Here is a 25,730-nt window from a genome sequence, read left to right on the forward strand (position 1 = left end):
ATAAATACCAACCACATGCAAAGGCTTCCAAAGCACACGAACCAAGAAGCGACCCCATTTCCAAAACAAATAATTCCACCAATCGGCTTGATGCCCGTGAGCCATAAAGATCTCCTGTCCTGTGGTCTCGTGTTTTAAAATGATGGCTTCGTGATAGGTGATCCCAGGGAATAAAGGCACTTCCTCTCCGGTCTTAGGGTCAAAATAGTGTGAGAGGTGCTTTTCTACATAGCTCTTGTTCTTATACACCATGTCGTGGTTTCCGTATATCGGGTGAAAACGACACTCCTTGTGCATTTCTTTGAGCAGTTTATAGACGTTGGTGTGTGCCGGATAGATATCCTCAAATTGTCGGTTCTCCCAAAGCTCATCGCCATCACCTAACTCACAATAGCTGAATCCACTTTTATAGTAGTGTTTCATGGCGTGGAAATACATATGTCTGTTCCGAGCAAAATCGTCGGCAAAACTATTGTCCCCACGGTGGCAATCGCTAAATAGAATGAATTTAGAAGTATCGTTAAACGGAACTACTAGCGCATTCTTGTAAGCGCGATCAAAACGGGATTTGGTAGACATAGCTGTGTTTCTCTCGAATAAATATCCACAAAAAAACCGAGGAATTAAAAACTCCTCGGTCTTGATATTTTAAAGTCGCTTCTTTTTTATTTGAAAGCGTTCTCTCCTGTGATGTCTAAACCAGTGATCAATAGGTGGATGTCATGAGTTCCTTCATAGGTGATCACACTTTCCAAGTTCATGGAGTGACGCATGATGCTGTACTCGCCAGTGATTCCCATTCCACCAAGCATTTGACGTGCTTCACGTGCAATATTGATGGCCATGTCCACATTGTTTCTTTTAGCCATGGAGATCTGAGCAGAAGTAGCTCTTCCCTCATTTCTCAATACACCTAGACGCCACGTTAAAAGCTGTGCTTTGGTGATCTCAGTGATCATTTCTGCTAGTTTCTTTTGTTGCAATTGGAAAGCGGCAATTGGCTTCCCGAACTGAATGCGCTCTTTGGAATAACGAAGCGCGGTGTCGTAACAATCCATGGCGGCTCCAATAGCACCCCAAGCAATTCCATAACGCGCAGAGTCCAAACATCCAAGTGGTGCACCAAGTCCTGTTTTGTTTGGCAACAGGTTTTCTTTAGGCACTTTTACGTTGTCAAAGATCAATTCTCCGGTAGCACTGGCTCTTAAAGACCATTTATTGTGTGTTTCTGGAGTGCTGAATCCTTCCATGCCACGCTCAACGATCAATCCGTGGATGCGACCTTCTTCATTCTTAGCCCAAACTACAGCTACATCGGCAAATGGAGCATTAGAGATCCACATTTTGGCTCCGTTGAGCAGGTAGTGATCTCCCATGTCTTTGTAGTTGGTGGTCATTCCACCAGGGTTTGAACCGTGGTCAGGCTCAGTCAATCCAAAACAACCCATGTATTCTCCGGAGGCCAATTTTGGCAAATACTTTTTGCGTTGTTCTTCTGTTCCGTATTTGAAGATCGGATACATCACCAAAGAAGACTGTACGGATGCTGTAGAGCGTACTCCACTATCACCGCGTTCTATCTCCTGCATGATCAAACCGTAAGAGATCTGATCTAAGCCGGCTCCGCCGTACTCTTCAGGAATATAAGGACCAAAGGCTCCAATTTCTGCCAAACCGCCAATGATCTGGTTTGGGAACTCAGCGCGCTGGGCGTAATCCTCAATAATTGGTGAAACATCGCGCTTTACCCATTCACGGGCAGCGTCACGTACAAGCTTGTGCTCTTCCGTTAATAAATCGTCGATTTGATAATAATCCGGAGCTTCAAAAAGATCGGGCTTCATTGCTTTGATTTTGGTTGTGCCAAAGTTAATTATTGCCCCGCAGAAGCGAAAAGGATTTCGATAAAAATTAAGCGGCTAAAATTGAGTTATTTCCGAGAGAGAAATTCAGCCAGCAAACGGTGAAAATGATGAACTCCCTGTTCTCTTGTGGGAGAGAAACGACCGGCTTTGTAGAATTTAGATCTCAGGCCGTTGTGAACGTTTTCAACCACAAATTCGTCTTCCCGTTCTACTTTTTCCAATTCTGCCCCTGCGCCTTTATTGAGTTTTGATGGATCCCAAACATAGCTTATAAAGGAGACCTTGGTTCTGTTGTCGCTAATGGGTTTTACCACATTTACCGAACAGCCCCAGGGATAAAAGTTGAACATCATATTTGGGAATACCCAGTAATAATAGGCTGCTACCTGTTTGCCGTGATCTATATGTCCTTCAGGTAGATCAAAGACCTCTGTGGCCTCATCCGTATACCCGATCTGCAAGTTGCAATGGTCGTAACAAATGGTTTTATAAGTTCCGTAGTCCAAGACTTCATTCAATCCTTGATGTACAAAGGGAATATGAAATCCTTCCAGATAATTGTCGCAGTACAAGGCCCAGTGTGCGTGTACTAAAAAGTCTTTGGATAGGGTAGCGTCAAACTTGAAGTCGTTCAGCGGTAAAAATCCAACCCGTTCATTCATAACATCTATAACCTCTTGAATATCAAAGCTAGGATCCAATCCTCCAAAAAGAAAGGGCCCCCATTGCTTTAGGGGGAAACGATGCAAATTGTCACAGGGTCTGGGGAAGTCTTCTGTCTGCTCAAATTCTGGCATATGCTCAAAATTCCCACCCAGATCAAATCGGCGTCCGTGATAAAAACAACTCAGTTTTTTGGCTTTACCAGGATGCAGTGCAACAAGATTACCCCGATGGGTGCATACATTGCTCAGCAAATGAAGTTCTTCCTTGCCGTCTTTGGTCAGCACCATGGGTTCGGTCAAAAAACCATCCAACATCACAAAAGGATGAACAGATTGTGGTAAGGTAACCAAAGAAGTGTCGCCTAACCATTGCCAGGCTTTATAAAAGACTTGGTCCTTCAAGGCTTCAAAAACAGCCGGATCCTTATAAAAGGAGGCGGGCAGTGTTTCTGCTATTCTTATATCCGGATCTACGTGAAAATTAAATGCCACAATTGTGTATCTTGACCTTTATACGCCCTAATGTAAGGATTTAAAAGCAACTACCCTTAGCGCATATTCTCTATGGCCACATCTTCCCAAAAAATTGGATTGATCACAACTACTGCTTTAGTGGTGGGAAATATGATCGGATCTGGCATCTTTGTGCTGCCGGCCACCCTCGCCAAATACGGCAGCATTAGTTTATTGGGTTGGGTCTTTACCGCAGCCGGAGCTTTAATTTTAGCCAAGATCTTTGGCAACCTGAGTAAAATAGTTCACAACAAGAGTGGTGGGCCCTATGTTTTTGCGCGGGCTGGATTTGGAGATTTTATTGGTTTTTTGGTCGCTTGGGGATATTGGATCTCTGTTTGGGTGGTCAACGCTGGAATTGCTGTTGCGATCATTGGAGCGCTATCAGTTTTCTTTCCTTCTTTAGAAGACAATGCTTTGGTTAGTGTGGCGATTGGATTGGCATTTATCTGGTTTTTTACTTGGGTCAATATAAGAGGCATCAAGCTCTCCGGTAAGTTCGCGGTCATTACTACGGCCTTTAAACTTTTGCCTTTAGTCTTTATAATTCTATTTGGTATTTTCTTTTTTGATGCCGACAATTTCCCCGCTTTTAACAGCTCTGCAGCAAGTGATTTTGATGCCTTTTCTGCTGTGGCTACTTTGACGCTCTTTGCCTTTTTGGGCATAGAGACCGCAACGATTCCTGCGGAGAATATCGAGCAGCCGCAAAAGACCATCTCTAGAGCAACCATGCTGGGAACTGTCATAGCAACTTTAGTTTACGTACTTAGTACGGTAGTTTTGTTTGGTCTGTTGCCTGTGGAGCAGTTGGCCAGTTCTCCAGCGCCTTTCGCTGAAGCTGGAGCCGTAATTGCAGGAACCAATGGGTCTTACTTCATTGCTGCTGGAGCCTTGGTGGCAGCCATTGGAGCCCTAAATGGTTGGACATTGGTAGTAGGTCAATTGCCCATGGCTATGGCTCGAGATCAGGTTTTTCCAATAAGTTTTGCCAAGAAGAATAAACAAGATGCTCCTTTCTTGGGACTGCTCTTAGGTGGAATTTTGAGCTCTGGAATTATGCTGATGAATTTCACAGACTCCTTAGTGGACCAGTTTGAATTCATCGCCTTGTTGACCACACTGTGTTGCCTAGTGCCTTATCTGTTTGTAGCGGCAGCCTATGTGTTGATTACTCGTGAAAAAGGAGTCTTCAGCAATCGGAGGGTTCAGATTACCACCTTAGCGGCATTTGGAGTGATTTATTCGCTTTGGGCTATTTATGGATCCGGAGCAGAAACGGTCCTTTACGGAACCTTTTTGCTATTTGCCGGTTTGCCGCTCTTTGCCTGGATGAAATATCAGCAAAAACGCAAAAGCTAGGGTTACATTTTGAGGTAGAAATCTTGGACTAATTCTGTGTACTGCGAAGTGTATTGATGCCTTTCTGTTTCAATGATCAAGGTCTGGGTTTCCAGTTCCTGTTCCCTTTTTGAGAATTGAAGTAAACTTCTTTTTGCAGCAACTTCCGGCCGGCCTTTTACGTCACAACGTCTAAACGGGAACAAGCCTACCTGCTCTGCGAGCTCGATAAACTCATCTGCAGCATTATGAGGAACAATTACTGCGAAGCTTCCATCCTCAGCTAAGAGTTTGGCTGCGCAGAAAACTAAATGCTCAAAGGGCAAAGCATCTTCAAAACGCGCCCGGTCACGTTGGGTATCTCCTGATTTGAACGCTGCGGTATAAAAAGGAGGGTTACTTATTAGAAGCTCGTACTCATCGTCAATCTCTTGGGCAAACTCTAACAAACCGGCGTGATAGCAAAACAATCGGTCTGCCCATGGAGAAGCTTCAAAGTTCTCCGTGCACTGCTCATAGGCATCTGCATCGATCTCAAGAGCATCAATGGTCATGGCTGCGGAGCGTTGGGCCATCTGCAAAGCGATGACTCCGGTTCCAGCACCAATGTCTAAAATGGAATCAACCATGGGGTTTATCTGTGCCCAAGCTCCTAGAAGCACGCCGTCAGTACCAATTTTCATGGCCGTTCGGTCTTGAGCTACGCTAAAATGTTTGAATTGGAAGGGTTGCATCAGCCTTCTAAATAAAGATCGATGAGCCCAGGAGGAGTTTCCAAAAGAATGAACTGCTGCTCGCGGTTCACTTCCTTAATAAAGGTGTCGTTGATCGGGATCAAAACCTCAGTGCCATCAGCATCAATGATAAATAGGTCCTGAGCTGTTTGGTCATTCACCGCAGTGATCTTTCCCACTTCGCCGTGGTTGACATCTTTAATAGTAAAACCAATGATCTCGTGGAAATAGAATTTATTGCCTTCAAGGGGCGGGAGTAAGTCCAACGGTAGATAAAGCTCGCATCCTAAAAGTGCATCGGCATCCTCTTCACTATAACAATCTTCAAATTGAATGCGCAGCATTCTGGATTTATGCAAACTGATGGACTCAATAAAAAATGGAACCAGATTGTGGTTAATCTCCACAAATACTGATTCCATTTGAGTATACGTTTCGGGTTCGTCAGTGTCTAAAGTGACTAAGAGCTCGCCCTTAAAACTGTATTTTTTTACGATTTTACCGAGAAAGAAGCAGTCTTCCTTGTGCATCTCGTAAAATTAAGAAGGTTTACTCTTCTTCTTTAGCAGCGTCGGCTTCTGCAGCAGCCTCTTCGGCAGCTTCTTCACCTTCTACTTCTACAGAGGCAGCAATACGAGCTTCGTTTACTGCTTTTTCAGCAGCAAGTGCTTCTGCTTTGGCTTTAGCCTTAGCGTCTGCGATATTAGCTTCCTTCTGGCTTACAGCTTTTGCTTTATCTTCTAACCAAGCGTTGAATTTAGCTTCCGCTTGCTCTTCAGTCAAAGCGCCTTTAGTTACACCACCCATAAGGTGATTCTTAAGCATAGCGCCTTTGTAAGAAAGAATAGCACGTGCCGTATCGGTTGGTTGAGCACCGTTCTGCAACCACTGTACAGCTCCATCAACATTAAGGTTGATCTCTGCAGGGTTTACATTAGGGTTGTAAGTTCCCAACTTCTCCAAAAAACGTCCGTCTCTTTTTGCGCGAGAATCCGCGGCTACGATCCAGTAAAAAGGCTTTCCTTTCTTACCGTGTCTCTGTAATCTGATTTTAACAGGCATAAAAATTAATTTTTGAGGTTCACGACCTCGGTTATAATTAAGGGCGCAAAGATAGGATAAATTTTAGTTGAAACTCAAGAGATTATATTTTTTCTTTTACATTTGTGCAAATGCTAAAAACGCCTACTATGCAAAGGATTGCCCTATTCGCCCTGCTGGTTTTCGCTCTTTTTTCATGTGAAGACGTACAGGACAACAATGCCATCATCCAAGGAAATGCCAATGACGTCTTTTTAAAAGGAGGAGCAGTAGCCACTCGTTTTGATGACGGAACCGTGGTAATCAATGGATCTGCCGATGGTGAAGAACTCACAATAACCTTGACTTCTGCTGCTGTTGGAACCTATGCGTTTGGCCCTGGTAGCGCGAACGCTGCTTTGTTTACAGACGCTAGTGGAGAGTCATATTCAACCGCGACCTCTTTAGGTAACGGTGAAGCCAATATTTCTGAAAACAGTTCTACAGATAATACTATTTCAGGTACATTCAATTTCAATGCCCACACCTTTGCGCTTCAAGACACTTTGAATTTTGCGCGAGGTGTCTTTTTTAAGGTCCCCGTCATAGGCGGCACTGGAGTGGTAGATGATCCTAGTTTTTCTCAAGGAATGTCTGCTACTGTAGACGGCGCTTCTTTTGAGGCAGTAACCATTGAAGGGATCAACGTAACAGGGAACATTGTGGTAACCGGAGTGGATGGTACAAGAACCATCAATATGCGATTCCCGAACACCGTAACTCCGGGAGATTATGATTTGGCGCTTGGAGAATTTGAAGCTACTTATGGAATTGACGGAGTGGCTACAGCAGGTGCTAGCGGAACATTAACCATCATTTCAAACAATGTGGGAACAGGGGAGATTCAAGGAACTTTCTCTTACTCTGGGGATGCTTTTGAGATCACTGATGGAGCCTTTGCCGTCATCTACTAAGAACACCTGACAAACGAATTTGAGGCCCGCTTTTTGCGGGTCTTTTTTTGTCCACAATTTTGGCTTTGGTGTTGATAAGTTCGGCAGCTATTTCAAGGGAAATTGTGTACTTTTAAAATTCACTTTTGAGCGTTCAAGCAACCTTATGTATTTAATATTTGACACGGAAACCACTGGTCTTCCCAAGCGTTGGGATGCACCTGTAAGTGACTCTGATAATTGGCCTAGAGCCATACAGATCGCTTGGCAGCTGCACGATGCTATGGGAAATCTCATCGAGCAGAAAGATTATCTGATCAATCCAGAGGGTTTTAATATTCCTTTTGAAGCGGAATCTATCCACGGGATCTCCACGGAATTGGCTGCTGCAGACGGCGTGTCTTTAGATCAGGTGCTTGAAGAGTTCAATGACGTTTTGGCACGATCTCAATTTGTGGTTGGGCAGAACGTCGGCTTTGACTTGAACATCATGGGGGCAGAATTCTACCGCAGATCGGTGGATACCTCGCTGCTTTCTTTACCCGTATTGGACACCTGTACGGAAACCACAGCAGAACTGTGCAAAATACCGGGAGGTCGAGGAGGTAAATTCAAGCTACCCACGCTTACAGAACTGCATGAACACCTTTTTGGTGATGGATTTGCGGAGGCGCACAACGCTACTGCGGATGTTGAAGCCACCACGCGTTGTTTCTTGGAGTTGTTGCGTCAGGGAATTTACAGCACCACCGAGCTGAAGGCTCAGCCGGATTATATTGAAGAGTTCAAAAAGGTCAATCAGTCTCCTATTCAGGTTATTGGCCTGCAACACGTCAATCTTAAAGAAGCTTCTGCTAAGTTAAGAGCGCAAAAGCAAAAGGAGCAGACCTCCATAAGTACGGAGGAGCAAAATCAGAACATTTCGGCACTCGCTGAGGTGCCTTTTGCTCATCTGCACAACCACAGTCAGTTTTCCGTACTGCAATCCACTGCATCTATTCAAGATCTAGTGAATGCTGCGGCCAAGCATGAGATGAATGCTGTGGCCTTGACCGATCGTGGAAACATGATGGGGGCTTTTCACTTTGTAAGCGCGGTAGAAAAGTTCAACAAATCCTTGGAGGAAGATCAGCAGGATAAAAAAATCAAGCCTATTATTGGGTGTGAATTCTTTGTTTGTGAGGATCGACTGAACAAATCTCAAAAAGACAACGGATATCAGGTGGTCTTTTTGGCTAAGAGCAAAGCAGGTTATCACAATCTGGCCAAAATGGCGAGTATTGCTTATACCGAAGGCTTTTATTACGTACCGCGGATTGACAAGGCCGTGGTCCAACAGTACAAGGACGATCTCATAGTGCTCACAGGAAATCTCTATGGAGAAGTTCCCAACAAATTGCTTAACGTCGGTGAAAAGCAGGCAGAAGAAGCCCTTTTGTGGTGGAAGCAAGAATTTCCCAACGATCTATATGTAGAAGTGGTTCGTCACGGGCAGGAAGACGAAGATCGTGTGAATCCTGATCTGATCGCTTTGGCGCGCAAACACGATTTGCCTTTGGTTGCCTGTAATGATACTTATTATATCGATCAGGAAGATGCCAATGCTCACGATATCCTCCTTTGTGTAAAGGACGGAGAAAAGCAAGCCACGCCAATTGGTCGTGGTCGTGGTTACCGCTATGGATTACCTAATCAGGAGTACTTTTTCAAAGATGCCGAGGCCATGAAATCCCTCTTTGTAGATCTGCCTGAGGCTATTGAAAATGTGGCGAAGATCGTAGACCAGATTGAGCCTTATACCTTGGCTCGTGAGGTATTGCTGCCCAAGTTTGATATCCCCGAGCAGTTTCAGGTTGCTGAAGACGACACGGATGGTGGTAAACGTGGGGAGAACAAATACTTGAGACACCTCACTTATGAAGGTGCTAAAAGACGCTACGAGGAGATTACTGCGGAGATTGAAGAGCGCTTGGATTTTGAGTTGGACGTAATTGCCAACACAGGGTACCCGGGTTACTTCTTGATTGTACAAGACTTTATTGCTGAGGCGCGGAACATGGATGTTTCCGTGGGGCCTGGTCGTGGTTCTGCAGCAGGTTCTGCCGTGGCTTATTGTCTAGGAATTACGAACATTGACCCGATTAAGTACGATCTGCTTTTTGAGCGTTTCTTGAATCCGGATCGTGTGAGTATGCCTGATATTGATATCGACTTTGATGATGAAGGTCGTGGGCGTGTGATGGACTATGTTATCGAGAAATATGGAGCCAATCAGGTGGCGCAGATCATCACCTACGGAACCATGGCAGCGAAATCCTCTATCCGAGATACGGCGCGAGTGTTAGACCTGCCTTTGGGTGATGCCGATCGAATTGCCAAACTCATCCCAACCATGGGAAAACTTGGGAAGATCTTCAATATGGAGGCTTCCAAGCTCAAACAAAGCTTTAGAGCGGACGAGCTCCAAAAGGTCAACGAGCTTCTCAACCTATCTGAGGGAGAAGATCTGGAGGCTCAGACGATCAATCAAGCAAGAATGCTTGAAGGTTCCCTCAGAAACACCGGAATTCACGCGTGCGGGGTGATCATTACCCCAGACGATATTACCAATTTTGTCCCTGTTGCTACGGCCAAGGATTCTGAGTTGTATGTGACCCAGTTTGACAATGCAGTAGTGGAGAGTGCCGGATTGCTTAAGATGGATTTCTTAGGACTCAAAACACTGACCTTGATCAAAGACACCGTCAAGTTGGTGAAGATCAAACACGGCGTGGAATTGGATCCAGACAGCTTTCCTTTGGATGATGAAAAGACCTATGAGTTGTTCCAGCGCGGTGAAACAGTAGGGATCTTTCAGTATGAATCCGTGGGAATGCAAAAACACATGAAAGACCTCAAACCTACGGTCTTTGACGATTTGATTGCCATGAATGCCTTGTACAGACCAGGACCAATGGAATACATCCCGAGTTTCATCCGTAGAAAACACGGGGAAGAAGAGATCAGTTACGACCTCCCAGACATGGAGGAGTACCTAAAAGAAACCTACGGGATCACGGTTTACCAAGAGCAGGTGATGTTGCTCTCCCAAAAGCTAGCAAACTTTACTAAAGGTGAAGCAGACGTTTTGCGCAAGGCCATGGGTAAAAAGCAAAAGGCGGTCCTGGATAAGATGAAGCCCAAGTTCTTGGAGCAGGCAGCCACTAACGGTCACGACAAGGAGATGTTGGAGAAAGTTTGGAAAGACTGGGAAGCCTTTGCGAGTTATGCTTTTAACAAATCGCACTCTACCTGTTATGCTTGGATCGCCTATCAAACGGCGTATTTGAAAGCACATTATCCTGCAGAATATATGGCTGCAGTGCTGTCTAACAACATGAACGATATTAAGCAGGTGACCTTCTTTATGGAGGAGTGTCGGCGTATGGGCTTGCCTGTTTTGGGTCCAGATGTGAATGAATCCTTCTACAAATTCACAGTAAATGATGAAGGAGCTATTCGTTTTGGGATGGGAGCTATCAAAGGTGTTGGAGGAAACGCTGTGAAGACCATAGTTGAGCATCGTCAGGACGGGAAATACAAGTCGGTCTTTGATCTGGCCAAGCGCATTGTCTTGAGAGATGCCAATAATAAAGCATTTGAAAACCTAGCGCTTGCTGGAGGTTTTGATGGCTTAGACACCCACCGTGCTCAGTATTTTCATGAAGAGGGAGATGGTGTTACCTTTTTAGAAAAGGTGATCAAATACGCCCAGAAATTCCAAGAGAATGAGAATTCCGCTCAGGTGAGTTTGTTTGGAGATTCTTCTGAGGTGCAAATCCCTGAACCTACCGTACCTCCTTGTGAGGAATGGGGAACTATGAAAAAACTAAAGCAAGAAAAAGAGGTGGTTGGAATTTACATTTCTGGACATCCTTTAGATGACTTTAAAACTGAGCTCAAAACCTTTTGCAACAGTACCACCAGAAACTTTAGTGATCTGGAAAGCTTTGTCAATAAGGAATTGACCTTTGGTGGGGTGGTAGGTGATGTTCAGCATCGTGTTTCTAAGAACGGAAAAGGTTGGGCCTTGTTCACCGTTGAGGATTACGACGACGCTTTTGAGTTTAGAATCTTTGGAGAGGAATATTTGAAGTACCGACATTTCTTGGTGCCGAATTCTTTCATCTATGCCCGAATTTTTGTCAAAGAAGGCTGGGTGAATCGCGACACCGGTAAAAAGGGTGATCCGAGGATGCAGTTCAATCAAATCCAAATGTTGCACGATGTAATGGATCAATACGCCAAGAAGTTGACCATTCAGCTTAAAATTGACGAATTGCAGGAAGAGCGCATCCGAATATTGAAAGACTTGGTGGTTTCTCATCAAGGCGATCAACAATTGCATTTTATAGTCTATGAGATGGAGGAGAAGCTCAAGTTGCAAATGCCTTCACGCAAGCAAAAAGTGAAGATATCCAACGAACTTTTGGAAGCCTTGGATGAGGCTTCAGTCTACTACAAGCTCAATTGATGCCTAACAGAATTCCGCACAAACAGACCATAGCCGTTTTGCCTTCTGCAGATCTGGATCGGGATGTGAAGTGGTATTCAGAATATACAGGCTTTGCCAAACGCTTTGCCAATGAGGGTTATGTAGGTTTGTATCGCGACGGAATGGAAATCCACTTGCAATGGCATGCAGGTACTGAAGATGATCCAGTTAACGGCGGAAGTGTGGTCAAGTTCTTTGTAGAAAGTATTGAAGGAGTTTTTAAAGAGTACTTGGAGCGGGGAACGGTGAAGCCATCGGCCCTGCATTTGAATAGTCCTTGGGGGACGCATGAATTCGGCTTTTTTGACCCGAATAACAATGCGATCTACTTTGTGCAGGACTTAGATCCCTAGCACCTTAAGTATTTATAAGTTAACTCAATGCGCTGATAGGGTTTTCTAATATAGCCCTTGTAAGGTTCAGGATAAAAAAAGACTACTTTTGTGTAATATAAAATTTAAAATACCATGGCTTTAGAAATAACAGATGCAACCTTTGAAGAAACCGTTCTTAAGAGTGACAAACCAGTAATGGTTGACTTTTGGGCTGCTTGGTGCGGACCTTGTCGTATGGTAGGTCCTATCATTGATGAACTGAGTACGGAATTCGAAGGAAAGGCCGTAGTTGGAAAAGTAGACGTAGATGCACATCAAGAATTTGCTGCGAAGTACGGTGTACGTAATATCCCAACTGTTTTGGTTTTCCAAAACGGAGAGGTAGTAGGACGCCAAGTTGGTGTAGCTCCTAAGAATGTTTATGCCGAGGCAATCGAGTCTTTGCTGAACTAATTTATAGAACTATTAACTTGAAAAGGTTGGCCTTATGGTCAACCTTTTTTAGTTTAGCCATATATGGACATTCAAAAGGAGATCAACGAGATATCGGGCTTTAAGAATTTAGAGCTTTTGGCCGCTCAAGTGGTAGAGGGTTTTATCTCCGGATTGCATAAAAGTCCATTTCACGGGTTCTCTGCGGAGTTTGCTGAGCACAAGATCTACAACCCGGGAGAGTCCACAAAACACATCGATTGGAAGCTCTACGCAAAGACCGATAAGCTCTACACCAAACGCTATGAGGAGGAAACGAACCTGCGATGCCATCTGATCGTCGACAATTCCAGCTCCATGCATTATCCAGAGCTCAAGGAGTACACCATAGATTCCTTGAATAAGATTTCCTTTTCTGCCCTGGCAGCAGCAGCGATCATGAATTTGCTTAAAAGACAGCGAGACGCCGTAGGGATGAGCATTTACTCAGACACCTATGAATACTATTCCAATGAGAAGGGGAGTGAGCGTCACCATCAGCAATTGTTGCATCAACTCAATTCGGCCATTGTAAAACCGGGCAGGTCCAAACAAACGCAAACCTATACCTTTTTGCATCAGATCGCGGAGAAGATGAAGCGCCGCTCTTTGGTGTTTCTCTTTACCGATATGTTCCAAACAGAAGCTTCTCGAGATGCTTTGTTTGAAGCACTGCAGCATTTAAAGTACAACAAACACGAGGTGGTTTTGTTTCATGTTTTTGATAAGGAGTTGGAGTGGAATTTTGATTTCAACAATCGTCCTAAGCGTTTTGTGGATGTGGAAACAGGAGATCATATAAATCTTTATGCGGATTCGGTTCGCGATGATTATCAGGCTGCTATAACCGATTATTTTGACGCTATTAGACTCAAATGTGGGCAGTATCGTATCAAATATGTGGAAGCCGATGTTCGCAAGGCTTTTGACGCCATTTTGACCACCTATTTGGTAGAGCGAAAAAAGTTCGCTTAGGCTTAAAATTTCTGTAATTTATATTTGTCACATTGAAATGGAACTGTATATTTGCAGTCGCTATTACAGCCTGGGGCGTTAAAACTCCAAAAAGTATGGTAACAATTTCTAGTAAAGTTAGCTGTCGCTAACGCCTCTTAAAAGGTTTAGAAAATTGGTCTGGTAGTTCAGTTGGTTAGAATACCTGCCTGTCACGCAGGGGGTCGCGGGTTCGAGTCCCGTCCAGACCGCAACTAAAATGTTGTGTAAGACCGGTAAAACGGTCGAAGTGGTCAAATTAGACCGATGAAGAGCTTATCCTTTTGGATGGGCTTTTTTTGTTTTAATTCCTTTCTAATCAACTCTGGCTCGTTTTTACCAGGTGTAAATATCCCTGTATTCACAGTGTTTTTGGGAGTCTAATGTGTTGTAAGGACAATTGTTAGAGATACGTTAAAATTTAGCTTAAAACACGCCTTATTTTCGGTTTTTAAGTTGATTTGCGCAGAATAAAGTATCTTTAACTAACTTAATCCATCCCCCCCTAACGACTTTCAATCTTATCCTGGTTGAAATCACCTATTAAGTTTTCCTTTGCGAGTTAATCGCAAAGTAACTCTGTATTCCCCGTTTTGGTAGGGATGATTTAAGCGGCTTTAAACCAAACCAATGCGTTATGTCCTATTTTTTAAAAAGGGCTGAGGAAGATCAATTCGTCAAGCAGATTAAACCGCAAATGGTCCTAGAGACTCAATCGGCGAGAATCGTTGCTGTGAATCCATCATTTGAGATGCTCACAGGCTATTCTTCTAAAGTTTTAATGGAAAAACAATGGGATGTGCTCTTCGCTTTTAGAAATGGGCAGCAAGACTCCTTTGCCAAATCACTTTCCGCACATTCGGGAGAGGTCAATAAACTGCTGTCTTTGACCTTTAAAGATGGTCGCAAAGTTTTTGCGAGTTTAGAGATCAAGCCTACCTCAGACAAAGACTATGCTTTAGCTTCGCTGAGCTACAATCTGAGTCCAAAAGATATTATTGATCTGTTCAACAAAGAGCAGCGCTTTAAAGAGCAGTTCATTCAGAATCTGAAAGACGGCGTGGTGATCACCAATAAGGATATGATGGTGATTGACGTAAACGACGCTTATTTGAAGATGACTGGGATTGAGCGGGATGAGATCTTAGGGACTATTCCGCCTTATCACTGGCCCAAGCAATTCTTCAACGAACTAGTAGATGCAAGAGTTTCTGGCAAGGAAAGCGACAGCCGCTTTTTTGAGGCTACCTTTATACACAAGGATGGCAGTTCATTCCCAGTTTCTATTTCTATATCTGTGCTTCGAAACGATGAAGGAGAAGTAAGTTCTATAGTTACTGTGGTTCGTGATCGTTCTGCGCTCATCAAATCGGAACGTCTTTTAGAAAATGAGCGTGAGTTCAGCAGCCGAATCATCAACGGTCTACAAGAGGGATTGATCATTATAGATCCAACTGGACTCTTCATGGATGCGAATCCAGCTTTTTTGGAAATGATCGGGTTTACCCGAGAGGAGATCATTGGGATCCGCCCACCGTTTCCTTATTGGCCACCAGAGCATATGGATGCCATAGTAGATTCGTTCAAAAATATTATGGACAAGGCCAACAAGGCGGCTCAATTGACTTTCATGAGAAAGAATGGCGAGCGTTTTCCGGCCTTGGTTTCGGTTGCCCACCTGCGTGATGAGCATGGTGAAATTACGGCGCATGTCGGTTCTATAGCAGACATAACAGAGCGTTATCAGTTTGAAAATAAACTCAGACTGGCCAATGAATTTTCAGAGTCTTTGATCAACTCCTTGCATGAAGGACTGTTGGTAATGGACTTGGAATCTATCATCATTGACGTGAATCCTGCCTTTTGCAGAATGATGGGCGTAGATTCTGAAGACTTGATCGGTACTTCAATGCCGTTTAACTTTATTAGCGAGTCTTCTTTGAAAGACTTTGAGTCTTGTGCTTTTCAAGTACAGCAGGGAATAAGTTATCCACGCTTTGATGCACAACTGGAGCGTATGAATGGCAGTAGTTTCCCAGTTTCTGTTAAAAATGCGATCATTCGTGATAAAGACGGTGCGGTAATCGCGCACTTTTTCACTATCCAAGATATTTCAGATCAGGTCCGTCTTATCGAGAGCCAAAAAATGCTGGCGGTTAGTTCTAAGCGCAAAAAGGATGCGGTTTTGGAGTTGGCAGGCTTAGTGGGCATCGATTTTAATCATGCCTTAAAACGTATTACTTCTTTAGCTGCGGATGTGGTCAATGTAGAACGCGTTAGTATCTGGCGTTTGAATAAAGATCAGTCAGAAGCCTGGTGCGAGAATCTTTACACAGCAAGCACGGGAGAACACACCAGTGGTGGAGTCTTACTAGAAAAGGACCATAAAGCTTATTTTGAATCTTTACAACGCTATAAGACTATTACGGTTACTAATTCTCAAAATCACGAGTTCACCAAGAGTTTTTCAGAAGACTACCTCAAGCCCAATGGCATTACCTCGTGTATGGATGTTTTGGTGCAAGGAACAGATTCAGAATACGGAATCCTTGTGTTTGAGCATGTGGGACCTATGCGGATCTGGAGTTCGGAGGAAGAGCATTTCGCAACTTCAATTGCCAGTTTGGTGTCTATGATCATCCAAAGTGACCAAAGAAAGAAGGCAGAACAAAAACTACAGGCAGTAAACTTAGAACTGTCTGAAACAGTCCAAGAACTCAACAAACTGAAAGGCCAATTAGAAGATGAGAACGTCTACCTGCGTAAAGAAATTGAAATGCGTTTCAATTTTGAAGACATGGTGTATTCCAGTGCAGTCTTTAGTGATGTTTTGACCAATCTTGAACAAGTTGCGCCAACAACGGCAAACGTGCTTCTGCTTGGCGAGACAGGAACTGGAAAAGAGTTGCTGGCTCGGGCTGTACATAATTTGAGTGAACGTAAAGATGCGCCACTGATCAAAGTGAACTGCGGTGCCATTCCCACAGAGCTTATTGAAAGTGAACTCTTTGGGCATAAAAAAGGAGCCTTTACAGGTGCCACCTCAGATAAGCAAGGAAAGGTGGAATTGGCCAATGGTGGTACGATCTTTTTGGATGAGATCGGGGAGCTGCCCATGAATATGCAGCCCAAATTACTCCGCTTCTTGCAAGAAGGTGAGATTGAGGTAGTAGGAGATCCTAAGGTTCGTAAAGTAGATGTTCGTGTAATAGCCGCTACGAATAAAAACCTAAAAGAAGAGGTTGCTAATAATCAATTTAGAGAAGACCTATACTTTAGATTGAACGTTTTTCCTATTAGAGTTCCTGCCTTGCGCGAGCGTCCTGAGGATATTCCAGTGCTCATTGATCACTTTGTGACTCGATTCAGTAAGAAATACCGCAAGAATATTGAGTATATCTCAGATGCTACCATGCGTAAATTGAGTGCTTATGGTTGGCCGGGTAATGTACGCGAACTCGAGAACCTAATCGAGCGTGCCGTTATCTTATCCAATTCAGAGACTTTGCGCATAGTTGAATTTGAAACTCCTCAGGAAACCTTGGATAAATCCCGCAGTATTTCTCTACATAAATCCTTGCCATCTTTAGATGATGCACAACGCTTGCATATCATTAAAGCTTTAGAGCAATGCGAGTGGAAAATCAATGGGGATGATGGAGCTGCAAGTTTACTTCAAATAAAACCCAGTACCCTTCGTGATCGTATGAAAAAGCTGGACATCAAGCGTCCTGCATAAAGTAACGGAATACCGTTGCCACCCTTTCTTGTACATTCTTCCTAACGGTATTCCGTCACCTAAAAAAGAGGGTTTTTCCCCTTTCTTATTTTTTAATATTCTGATAATCAATAATATAAGTTTTTTGGAACGCTTGTTATCAAGTTTGGTACACCTATGGCATATAGTAGAACAATCGATGGCAGTTACCAGTCAACATATCGTTCTAGATAAGGCAGAGTTCCAATACGACAGCGGAGTTTTGCTAATCACTTTTAATACTGTTGAAAGTGATAAGGTAGTATCTATACCTACTCTGGAGCGTTATGCTGATACTATAGTAACCCTGTGCAATAATAAACGCACCCCATTTTTGATTGATGTTTCCGAAGCATGGGGAAGTTATTCAGTAGCTGCGGCTCGATATTTTGCCAAAAGCGAGCGACTCTTTAATGTCAGACTCGCCGATGCATTTGTAGCAAAAGAAACTAGATCGGTGTTGTCTATACGTTCATTTAAGCGTATCTACGATCCGTTCACGCCATATCAAATTTGCAATACTTACGATGAAGCTCGTCAGTTTTGCGATAGATATGTAGCAGATTATAGCAGAACTTTTGGATGATTGTTTAAGAGAGAAGGATAATGATTACAGGAGAGTATAATGACAAAAGTCTGTTAGAGATTGGCAAGGTGGTTCTCGTAACCTTAGATGCACAGGGGAGAATTACAGGATGGAACAATGGCGCTCAGCGCATGTTCGGACTTAAAACATCTGATGTTATAGGGAAACCACTTGCCAATTTTTTAGAATTGAATAAGAATTCAACTTCAAATTTGGAGTTGGTCACTATGTTGCAAAAGTCTATGGGGGTAGACCAACGCGAGATCAATGAGTTCACAGGATTGAAAAGTAATGGGTCGCGGTTCCCATTAGAACTCGAGCTTCGCGCGCAGCAGACCGATTCTGGGCCCGTTTACACCGTTGTGATGGTAGATATTTCACGTAGACGGGCTCTTGAAGTTGATTTACAGAATAAATCGATGACCTTGGAATTGATGCTTTATCAATGCAAGAATAATCTGAAAGCCCCCTATTGTTTTTCTCAAGGGCTGCTCCAGCTTTTAAAACTCCAACCTTTAAATGAAGAGTCTCAGCACCTTCTCAATATGTTGTGTGGAAGTTTAACTGGAGGCAAGCAACTCTTGGATGATCTGACAACCGTGTCGATATTTTCGACAGATTACAATACTGATGACCTGATAGAATTAAACACCTTTTTACCACTCGTAAAAAAAGAATTAAAAGAATGTGTTAGACATGAAAACTTATCGCTGCATTTAAATATTGATTCCAAGCGCCCCTTTCTGACTAATCAAGCGCTGCTTAAAGCGCTGATCAAGGCAGTTATTCGCTATGTGATCAAGTTTGAATATGCTGAAGAGTTCGGTGACGGCCCTTCAGTATCCCTCAAAGCAGAAAATCAATCCGAACAGTTAATCCTGACTTTTACCGTAAGTCATTTGATCCCAGATTTGGTGCTCAGTGACAGTCCATTACCGTACAAAACTTTGAATGATCACGAATTATCGCGCATCGATATGAGTGTTTACTTGATGAAAACCATCATCAAATTATTCAAAGGCAGTTTAGACATAGAAGTTAGTAGAGATAATTGTTCGGAAGTGCGCATCAGTCTTCCGAATCAAAAAAGGGAGACGGCAGATGAAAAGCATTCGACATATCGTTCTTATAGACGACAACAGAACCACTCATTGTTTGAGTCAGCATCTGATCAAAAATTTTGATCCGTGCATACAGATTTCACCATTCATTAATGGGGGCAGTGCCTTGGCCTATTTTAGAGGCCTTAGTAATTCTTTGAACCGACGATTTTGTTCGGTACCTGATTTGGTGATATTGGATATTAATATGCCAGATATGAGTGGCTGGCAGGTTCTAGAAGCCTTTGAAGCCATGGAGCTCTTTAAGAAACACCATATTGAGGTGTTGATGTTAACCTCATCTGAATATGCTGAAGATTTGGCTAAAAGTAGAGAGTATAGTTTGTGTAAAGGCTATTTAACCAAGCCATTAACACTGCAGAAGTTAAGTACAGAATTTAAGAATTTAAGAAACGGGAGTTTGACTGGTTAATACGCTAAAATTCGACATGTTCATCCCCGCGCCAGCAGGTTCTATTGAGAACGTTTTTAAGATTAGTGAACAAAGGACCAATAGCTGAACAGCAAGCCCATTCCCGTAGATGGGCTTTTTGCTGTTTGGGATTTATAGTGTTATTTGATCGCTTTATTTCCAATTAATACCATCTCCTGTTGCGGAGCAATTAGGTATTCAGCGCTGTTGGATTTGACCACAGCCATCTCTTCCACAGAAATGGTTTTGACGTTTTCTTCATCCAGATTCCAGGCATGAAAACCGTCAAAGGCAAAGGTCATGCCTTCTTTCAATTCCTTTTGGGAGGCTGGTCTAACAGAAGGTGCTTGAGATCCACCTAAATTCGGCCCCACATCGTGAGCTACGTAGCCTACAGGGTGACCTGTGCTCCACATCACATATTCAGATCCTGCTTTTTCCATAAGAACGCGTTGCGCCCGATCAACCTCAATTCCTTTTACTCCGGGAGCCATTGCTGCTAAGGCAGCTCGATTTCCCGCTTTCGCACTTTCCCAGTAATGCGCAATGTCTTCAGGTAATTCTTTTTCCCCTTCTTTTAGCACATAAGCGAAGCGTTGGATATCACTTACCCAGCGGTCGTAGACTTTAATCCCAAAATCGATCTGGATTACATCTCCAGGCATGATCACTTTATCGGTTGCGTGAGAATGACCCCGATCCGGTCCTGAGTTTACATTCGGATTCTGATCCGGAGCCCAACCATCGGTTACCCCGTATTCTGCCATTTTAGCTTTCAGAAATGCTGCTATATCTGCATCCGTTGATACACCAGGCACTACTTGCTGATACGCCTCAATTTGCCAATCGGCCGTCAATTGCGCTGCATTTCTAAGGATATCTACTTCTTGAGGTAGTTTTATCGAAAGCCATTGGTAGACCAATTCCGTGGAAGACACCAATCGGTTCCTTTGATCGCCCAAGAGTTCCTCCAGCTCCTTGCGTTGGGTATAAGAGAGGCCATCGGCGGTGGAATTAGATTCAGAAGAGTTCACAGCTATGCTACTAAAATCCTGTTCTTTGATGAACTCGGTAGCTTGGGCCAAGGCAGAAACGCCTCGCTCCACAGGCACCACTTCATCATGGATTTTGAGATCTGCTAGTGCAGTAGATTCTCCTGAAGGTGAATATACCTTAGAGTGAAAACCATCGGCATTCAAATAGAAAAGAAAGGCTGCTGTGCCTCCAGCATTCTCTCCACCAATATGATCGGCGATGGGGTCGTTATTGTTTTCGCGGCAAACTACAATCCAGCAATCCACTCCAGCTGCTTTCATGGCTTCTGGCAATAGCGTATTGATTCTATCTTTCCGGATTTCAGGCCAAGGATTCTCTCCCCAATAGGCTACTGGGTCTATAGTTTCTGTAGATTCGTTTTCAACGAGGTTCTCTTTACAGCTAATTAGCGTAATTAAACAAAGACAGCTTATGAGTATTCTTCGCATGGTGATGGTTACTTTATATCCCTTAAAAATACAGTAGAAATAACCAAAGACCTAAGGATGCTTCGGCATTTCTGGTTGGATTATCCACTTTTTGAGTTTTACGCATTATCTTTAATACCTATCCCATGCAGGTTCCCAAACACATTTTACCGGTCATAGTTCTCGCGCAGTTTTGCTGTACGTCACTCTGGTTTGCCAGCAATGGCGCACTAGGCGGCTTGGTTGATCATTTTAATTTGGCCGCCAACGCTTTAGCGTCGTTGACCTCTGCGGTACAGTTGGGATTTATTGTGGGAACCTTGGTTTATGCTGTGTTGACTTTGGCTGATAGGTACGCTCCAGGGCGCGTTTTTGCTATTAGTGCACTTTTGGGAGCCGCGTGCAATGCTGCGATGATTTGGGATGCTCATAGTCTGTATTCCTTATTGAGCTTACGATTTTTTACCGGCTTCTTTTTGGCCGGTATCTACCCAGTTGGGATGAAAATTGCTGCGGATTACTACCGAGAAGGTTTAGGAAAGTCCCTCGGTTTTTTGGTCGGTGCTTTGGTTTTGGGAACGGCCTTGCCGCATTTGCTCCAAGGCCTGAGCAGTCAGTATTCTTTTAAAGTAGTATTGATCGCAGTTTCTGGTTTGGCGCTATTTGGAGGTTTCCTTTTGCTGCTAACTGTGCCTGATGGACCCTACAGAAAAGCAGGTGCTGGACCTCAAATGACTGCTTTTTTACAGGTTTTTAAAAATGGTGAATTCCGTGCTGCGGCTTTTGGGTATTTTGGACATATGTGGGAACTCTATGCCTTTTGGGCTTTTGTGCCTGTTATTTTCCAAACTTATTTGGAGCGGCATCCAGAGATCGGTTTAGATATTTCCATGTTGTCTTTTAGCGTCATTGGTATCGGTAGCTTCGGATGCATACTAGCAGGTTTTCTCGCCCGGCGTTTTGGCTTAAAACAAACGGCCTTTGTGGCATTATTGGGTTCAGGGGTCTGCTGTCTGTTGTCGCCTTTTATGTTTGCTACTTCCGCTCAGGTTTTTATTTTCTTTATGCTGATTTGGGGCTTGTTGGTCATCGCAGATTCTCCCCTGTTCTCCACCTTAGTTGCCCATGGCGCAGAACCAGCAATTAAAGGTACAGCGCTTACTATTGTCAATTGCGTTGGCTTTGCAATAACGATAGTCAGTATTCAATTGCTAAGTAGCTTAGTGTTGCAGTACAATCCAACAGTGGTTTATGCGATCCTCGCTGTTGGGCCAGCGATTGGGTTGATTGCCCTTAAAATGCAGTCTTAGGCCAAAATACTCTCGTGACCACTGTCTTTTACGAACAAACAAGAAGAGTTTGTCGCTTCTGTCATCTCCTTCACAAATTCAAAGCGGAGATCGGCATCCATACCAAAAATGTTGAGATCTGCTCGTGGCGCATCCACCAAAACATCCCTAAAACTCCCTGTAAATATCTCCATTAGCGTATCGGGTAGTCTGGCCAAGCTGATGAGTTGACGCATAAAGCCTTCTGCGTTTTCGCGTTGATCATCATCGGCAATAACCATAACCAAACGGATCTTTGCATTCCAGTTTTTCATCAGCTTATAGGCCAATAAAGTAGAGAGATCCAGGTTGCCAATATCCCAACCCAAATTCCAATTGTCTCGGCGATCGCTCAACCATACATTTATGGTATCGCGCTGCCCAAGTTGAGCAGTTGGATGCTGTTGATACACCACGCAGCCGATTTCCAAACGGATACACTCCCGAATCACGGGGCGAAGCTCCGTCTCATAATCATCATGAGCCTGCAAGTTGAGAAAGACAATATTGGGCCTGAAGAATGCTCCCAACAAGGCCTGATTTCCGTAGTTGACCCCTTTGGCAAATTCCGTGGTATTGATAATGGTCCAGCTGGAAAAGACTTCTTTGTCCCGAAAGGATTGTGCTAAGCTTTCCAGTTCGTTCCCCATCGTGCTTCCTTCAGAGCTCGGCTCAATCCCCAAGAGTTTTATGGAACCCTTAGGGTGTGCAATATTCCTAAGGAAGTCAAAGTTCCCACGAGCGCCAGTCAGGTCTCTAACAGGAACCATTAGGTTGGGTTTCCAGGCACGCTGTTGCATTTTCTTCATGCCCCAGGTGTGCTTTGCGGCCCATTCTGCAAAAGAGACAAAGAGTCCTGAACGCACATCTTCAAAAGGAGTTTCTAAGTTCTGTCTGGAGAGGTACCAGTACACTGCCAATACTATTCCAATAGTCACCAAGCTGATGGTCGGGTTGATAATAAACATCGCCAAAACGGAGGATACCAATCCCAACCAAGGGATCCAACGCTGTACTTTAAACAAGGGGCGGTAACTGATCAATCCCAAATTTTGTTCTATGATCACCACAATATTGATCATGGCATAAGTCACCAAAAAGAATAGGGTCACTAAAGGCGCCACCGCATTCAGATTGCGCAACAACATGGTAGCAAAGATCAATATCCCGGTAACTACCATAGCATTTCTAGGCTGTCCGTTAGCAGAGGTTCCTGCCAAGAATTTTGATTTAGGCAAGACCTGATGCTCTCCCATGGCAAAGAGTATTCTGGAAGAGCCTACCAAAGAGGCTAGAGCAGAGGAGAAAGTCGCCCCCAAAATACCCGCAATGATCAGTGGGCCTACATAGGCCTTTTCAATAATGATGTTGTAGTTGGAGATCAATTCAGCTTCTGAGGCTGATCGGGCCAACCAAAACGCGAGCAGCATATAGATTACAAAGCTTACTCCAATGGCCCAAAGGGTACCTTTGGGAATACTAGAACGAGGGTCTTTGAGCTCTCCAGACATGTTTGCTCCTGCCATAATACCTGTTGCCGCAGGGAAGAAAACCGCAAAGACCAGCCAAAAATTGCTGCCGTTAAAGTTATTTTCAGGAGAGCCTTTAAAGCTACCCCAACTCAAGGCTTCACTGGTGGGAATACTCATGGAGCCGTCATAAGCTGCAAGTACAATAGATACTAATGAGGCAATGATGATCACCATAATGATGAACTGAATCTTTATGGCCAAATTGGCACTTATATAAGCAATGGTGACCAATCCAGCAAAGACGCAGACATCGACTAAAAAGGCATTGTGTTCTGGGAAGATTCCAAGCCATCCCTCCCTAAATCCGAAGATATACATAGTAACCGCCAAGCCTTGAGAAATATATCGCGGTATACCCAAACTTCCACCTACTTCCAAGCCCAGGGACTGTGAGATAATGGCATAAGCTCCTCCCGCACCTATCCTAATATTTGTGGTAATTGCGGACATGGAGAGTGCCGTGCATAAGGTGATCAGAAAGGAAATAATGATCACTAACCAAGCGCCCAGCAAACCGGCGTTTCCAACTACCCATCCCATTCGCAGGTACATAATTACCCCTAGAATGGTCAATAAAGTTGGGGTGAAAACACCACCAAAGGTGCCAAATTTCTTGGCGGTAGAAGGATGGTCTTGCATAGTAAGCACAAGATAACAGTTTTATCTTATGCGCAAAGTGAACTTACTTTATGAGTTTTGTATTCGGAAAGGCAGCCTTGAATCCAATCCAAAAAGCGTTGTGGGCAGGCATTACCGCTAGCGATTCACCAGTGAATTCGTTGTAGATTTGGTCTTCATAAAGGGTCCAATAATTTCCTGAGGAATCAATGGCTCCATCGGTTTTGTTGTATTCTTTAAAGCTGACTCCCTGGGTGCGATACACTCTGTGAGCCCCGCTCTTATCTGTAAAAATGGTCAGGTTTTCACCGTTGTAGTCAAGCGAGTAGATTCTGTTTCGTTTGAGAAATTTAGAGGGAATAGCAATGACCTCCTCCGTGTTTAAGGGGTCTCTGAAGGCTAAGATCTCTTGCTTATTTCTAAGTCTGCGATCGTTTTGGGGGATGTTGAACATGAGTTCATCGGTAGCGAAGTAATCTTTATAGGCCACGCCTTCACCATAGTCTCTGCGGTGGCCTGTATGGGTAGAAAGCACTTGAGTGTCTGGATGCATCTGCTTCCATTGCTTCCAGGTGGTGGTCACTACATTGAGGTATTCCAATTGAATGTCTTGACCCACCATAGGGCCGATGACCGGTCTGCCCCAAAGCGTATTCCAAAGCGATTGTGTCTTTTGATCATACATCAGCTTGTTGGATCGGTATAAAAATCCACTGGTACCAAAATTGTATTGCGTGCCTTCATACTGCGTTTTGTATAGAATTACTGTGCCGCAAAGCGTGCAGTAAACCCCTGCAACGGGTACTCCACCTACCGTGTCGGTAAACATTTCATGCCAAGCCAAAATGCGTTTCGGGTAAGCTCGGGCGTCTCCGTTAATGGAGATTCCAAAAACAACATTGTTGTCGTCTAGATAATCAGCTTCACTGGCAGAGATCATTTGTGGATTGCGCAGCGGAGGAATACCATCTTGCTTTACACCACCCCAACGAACTTCATCCAACCGTATCTCGCTCTGATCGGATCGGCCTAAAAAATAATCTGCAAATCGAAAGTCGATACTACGATGCAAGATCGCTTTGAATTGATAGTAGTCTGTATTGTAGTTTTCTGGTTTATTCCAGAGGTATTCAAACCAAGCGTTATAATCATAAGCAATGTTTTGTCCGCTGCTTTTTTGCAACAACAAAAGCAGTTTAAGTTTGCTTTTGGGCTGATTTAAAAAATACAGACTTTCTAAAGCATAGATCTCAAAACTCGGATTCCAATTTTGCTCAATGAAGCGCAGAGCTCGCTCGTGATCCTTACTGTTTTCTGTTCTAAAGAGGTCTAGAAAGTATTGATAATGAGCCCGACTTTGTGACAAATCTTCTGTCTGGGCAAAACCTGTGAATGGTAAGAGTATAAATCCTAAAAGAATAATCAGCTTTTGCTTCGCTTTTCTTTCTTTGGTCGTAACCAGTATAGAAAACCAAACATGGAGGTAAAA

General features: G+C 43.8%; 19 protein-coding genes, 1 tRNA gene and 1 pseudogene. 12 read left to right on the top strand and 9 right to left on the bottom strand.

Annotation, left to right across the window (positions count from 1 at the left end; genetic code table 11):
* The 3 genes and pseudogenes from HRT75_RS03815 to HRT75_RS03825 form a co-directional block, all read right to left on the bottom strand.
* A pseudogene (locus tag HRT75_RS03815) lies at positions 1-579 on the bottom strand (serine/threonine protein phosphatase); the annotation flags it as partial.
* Positions 580-665: 86 nt separating this feature from the next.
* A complete protein-coding gene (locus HRT75_RS03820) occupies positions 666-1,844 on the bottom strand; it encodes an acyl-CoA dehydrogenase family protein (RefSeq protein WP_291182853.1) in 1,179 nt (392 codons plus the stop codon).
* Between the two features lie 86 nt (positions 1,845-1,930).
* Positions 1,931-3,022, bottom strand: a complete 1,092-nt coding sequence (locus tag HRT75_RS03825; protein ID WP_291182855.1) for an aromatic ring-hydroxylating dioxygenase subunit alpha — start codon at positions 3,020-3,022, stop codon at positions 1,931-1,933.
* A 72-nt stretch (positions 3,023-3,094) separates the two neighbouring features.
* Here HRT75_RS03825 and HRT75_RS03830 point away from each other — a divergent pair, with 72 nt between their 5' ends.
* On the top strand, positions 3,095-4,405 hold the full coding sequence (locus HRT75_RS03830) for an amino acid permease (protein WP_291182857.1): 1,311 nt from the start codon (positions 3,095-3,097) through the stop codon (positions 4,403-4,405).
* A 2-nt stretch (positions 4,406-4,407) separates the two neighbouring features.
* Here HRT75_RS03830 and HRT75_RS03835 read toward each other — a convergent pair whose 3' ends face one another.
* Genes HRT75_RS03835 through HRT75_RS03845 form a run of 3 tightly spaced genes read right to left on the bottom strand, consistent with a single transcriptional unit; the run spans position 4,408 to position 6,180 of the window.
* Positions 4,408-5,118 carry a methyltransferase gene (locus HRT75_RS03835; protein WP_291182859.1) on the bottom strand — a complete coding sequence of 237 codons (711 nt, stop codon included), beginning with the start codon at positions 5,116-5,118 and terminating at the stop codon, positions 4,408-4,410.
* Positions 5,118-5,648: a ribosome maturation factor RimM gene (gene rimM, locus HRT75_RS03840; protein ID WP_291182861.1), complete on the bottom strand. Its 531-nt coding sequence runs from the start codon at positions 5,646-5,648 to the stop codon at positions 5,118-5,120. The genes HRT75_RS03835 and rimM overlap by 1 nt, the downstream gene beginning before the upstream one ends.
* A 19-nt stretch (positions 5,649-5,667) precedes the next feature.
* Positions 5,668-6,180, bottom strand: a complete 513-nt coding sequence (locus tag HRT75_RS03845) for a 30S ribosomal protein S16 (protein WP_291182863.1) — start codon at positions 6,178-6,180, stop codon at positions 5,668-5,670.
* Between the two features lie 128 nt (positions 6,181-6,308).
* On the opposite strand from HRT75_RS03845, the gene HRT75_RS03850 reads away from it, so the two are divergent.
* The 10 genes from HRT75_RS03850 (at position 6,309) to HRT75_RS03895 (ending at position 19,300) form a co-directional block, all read left to right on the top strand.
* Positions 6,309-7,112: a DUF6252 family protein gene (locus HRT75_RS03850; RefSeq protein WP_291182865.1), complete on the top strand. Its 804-nt coding sequence runs from the start codon at positions 6,309-6,311 to the stop codon at positions 7,110-7,112.
* A 145-nt stretch (positions 7,113-7,257) separates the two neighbouring features.
* Positions 7,258-11,604 carry a DNA polymerase III subunit alpha gene (dnaE, locus tag HRT75_RS03855; RefSeq protein WP_291182867.1) on the top strand — a complete coding sequence of 1,449 codons (4,347 nt, stop codon included), beginning with the start codon at positions 7,258-7,260 and terminating at the stop codon, positions 11,602-11,604.
* Positions 11,604-11,978 (top strand): glyoxalase/bleomycin resistance/extradiol dioxygenase family protein, encoded by a 375-nt coding sequence (locus HRT75_RS03860; RefSeq protein WP_291182869.1) that lies wholly within the window; start codon positions 11,604-11,606, stop codon positions 11,976-11,978. Before dnaE ends, HRT75_RS03860 begins: the two co-directional genes overlap by 1 nt.
* A 114-nt stretch (positions 11,979-12,092) precedes the next feature.
* Positions 12,093-12,413 carry a thioredoxin gene (trxA, locus tag HRT75_RS03865; protein WP_272831395.1) on the top strand — a complete coding sequence of 107 codons (321 nt, stop codon included), beginning with the start codon at positions 12,093-12,095 and terminating at the stop codon, positions 12,411-12,413.
* Positions 12,414-12,476: 63 nt separating this feature from the next.
* Positions 12,477-13,406 (top strand): DUF58 domain-containing protein, encoded by a 930-nt coding sequence (locus HRT75_RS03870; protein ID WP_291182871.1) that lies wholly within the window; start codon positions 12,477-12,479, stop codon positions 13,404-13,406.
* A 156-nt stretch (positions 13,407-13,562) separates the two neighbouring features.
* Positions 13,563-13,636 (top strand) — tRNA-Asp (locus tag HRT75_RS03875).
* 425 nt (positions 13,637-14,061) lie between these two features.
* Positions 14,062-17,163 (top strand): sigma 54-interacting transcriptional regulator, encoded by a 3,102-nt coding sequence (locus HRT75_RS03880; RefSeq protein WP_291182874.1) that lies wholly within the window; start codon positions 14,062-14,064, stop codon positions 17,161-17,163.
* Positions 17,164-17,287: 124 nt separating this feature from the next.
* A complete protein-coding gene (locus HRT75_RS03885) occupies positions 17,288-17,767 on the top strand; it encodes a hypothetical protein (RefSeq protein WP_291182876.1) in 480 nt (159 codons plus the stop codon).
* Between the two features lie 20 nt (positions 17,768-17,787).
* On the top strand, positions 17,788-18,951 hold the full coding sequence (locus HRT75_RS03890; protein ID WP_291182878.1) for a PAS domain-containing protein: 1,164 nt from the start codon (positions 17,788-17,790) through the stop codon (positions 18,949-18,951).
* Positions 18,869-19,300, top strand: a complete 432-nt coding sequence (locus HRT75_RS03895; RefSeq protein ID WP_291182880.1) for a response regulator — start codon at positions 18,869-18,871, stop codon at positions 19,298-19,300. Before HRT75_RS03890 ends, HRT75_RS03895 begins: the two co-directional genes overlap by 83 nt.
* Before the next feature lie 140 nt (positions 19,301-19,440).
* On the opposite strand, the gene HRT75_RS03900 is transcribed toward HRT75_RS03895, so the two are convergent.
* Entirely contained in the window at positions 19,441-20,784 is a 1,344-nt protein-coding gene (locus HRT75_RS03900; protein WP_291182882.1) for a M24 family metallopeptidase, read from the bottom strand.
* A 125-nt stretch (positions 20,785-20,909) separates the two neighbouring features.
* On the opposite strand from HRT75_RS03900, the gene HRT75_RS03905 reads away from it, so the two are divergent.
* Complete coding sequence (locus tag HRT75_RS03905; RefSeq protein WP_291182885.1) at positions 20,910-22,073, top strand: MFS transporter; 1,164 nt, start codon at positions 20,910-20,912, stop codon at positions 22,071-22,073.
* On the opposite strand, the gene HRT75_RS03910 is transcribed toward HRT75_RS03905, so the two are convergent.
* Both HRT75_RS03910 and HRT75_RS03915 read right to left on the bottom strand, forming a co-directional pair.
* Positions 22,070-24,262, bottom strand: a complete 2,193-nt coding sequence (locus HRT75_RS03910) for an amino acid permease (RefSeq protein WP_291182898.1) — start codon at positions 24,260-24,262, stop codon at positions 22,070-22,072. The two genes, HRT75_RS03905 and HRT75_RS03910, sit on opposite strands and share 4 nt — an antisense overlap.
* Positions 24,263-24,305: 43 nt before the next feature.
* Positions 24,306-25,607: a DUF3179 domain-containing protein gene (locus tag HRT75_RS03915; RefSeq protein ID WP_291182887.1), complete on the bottom strand. Its 1,302-nt coding sequence runs from the start codon at positions 25,605-25,607 to the stop codon at positions 24,306-24,308.
* Positions 25,608-25,730: the final 123 nt, after the last annotated feature.

Source organism: Gilvibacter sp., assembly GCF_013214815.1.
Classification (GTDB): domain Bacteria; phylum Bacteroidota; class Bacteroidia; order Flavobacteriales; family Flavobacteriaceae; genus Gilvibacter.

Bases quoted from the DNA above. Each gene is read 5' to 3' on its own strand.
- HRT75_RS03845 (WP_291182863.1), bottom strand. From the start codon at position 6,180: ATGCCTGTTAAAATCAGATTACAGAGACACGGTAAGAAAGGAAAGCCT.
- rimM (WP_291182861.1), bottom strand. From the start codon at position 5,648: ATGCACAAGGAAGACTGCTTCTTTCTCGGTAAAATCGTAAAAAAATAC.
- HRT75_RS03910 (WP_291182898.1), bottom strand. From the start codon at position 24,262: ATGCAAGACCATCCTTCTACCGCCAAGAAATTTGGCACCTTTGGTGGT.
- HRT75_RS03905 (WP_291182885.1), top strand. From the start codon at position 20,910: ATGCAGGTTCCCAAACACATTTTACCGGTCATAGTTCTCGCGCAGTTT.
- dnaE (WP_291182867.1), top strand. From the start codon at position 7,258: ATGTATTTAATATTTGACACGGAAACCACTGGTCTTCCCAAGCGTTGG.
- HRT75_RS03835 (WP_291182859.1), bottom strand. From the start codon at position 5,118: ATGCAACCCTTCCAATTCAAACATTTTAGCGTAGCTCAAGACCGAACG.
- HRT75_RS03900 (WP_291182882.1), bottom strand. From the start codon at position 20,784: ATGCGAAGAATACTCATAAGCTGTCTTTGTTTAATTACGCTAATTAGC.
- HRT75_RS03850 (WP_291182865.1), top strand. From the start codon at position 6,309: ATGCAAAGGATTGCCCTATTCGCCCTGCTGGTTTTCGCTCTTTTTTCA.
- trxA (WP_272831395.1), top strand. From the start codon at position 12,093: ATGGCTTTAGAAATAACAGATGCAACCTTTGAAGAAACCGTTCTTAAG.
- HRT75_RS03890 (WP_291182878.1), top strand. From the start codon at position 17,788: ATGATTACAGGAGAGTATAATGACAAAAGTCTGTTAGAGATTGGCAAG.
- HRT75_RS03830 (WP_291182857.1), top strand. From the start codon at position 3,095: ATGGCCACATCTTCCCAAAAAATTGGATTGATCACAACTACTGCTTTA.
- HRT75_RS03880 (WP_291182874.1), top strand. From the start codon at position 14,062: ATGTCCTATTTTTTAAAAAGGGCTGAGGAAGATCAATTCGTCAAGCAG.
- HRT75_RS03870 (WP_291182871.1), top strand. From the start codon at position 12,477: ATGGACATTCAAAAGGAGATCAACGAGATATCGGGCTTTAAGAATTTA.
- HRT75_RS03895 (WP_291182880.1), top strand. From the start codon at position 18,869: ATGAAAAGCATTCGACATATCGTTCTTATAGACGACAACAGAACCACT.
- HRT75_RS03820 (WP_291182853.1), bottom strand. From the start codon at position 1,844: ATGAAGCCCGATCTTTTTGAAGCTCCGGATTATTATCAAATCGACGAT.
- HRT75_RS03860 (WP_291182869.1), top strand. From the start codon at position 11,604: ATGCCTAACAGAATTCCGCACAAACAGACCATAGCCGTTTTGCCTTCT.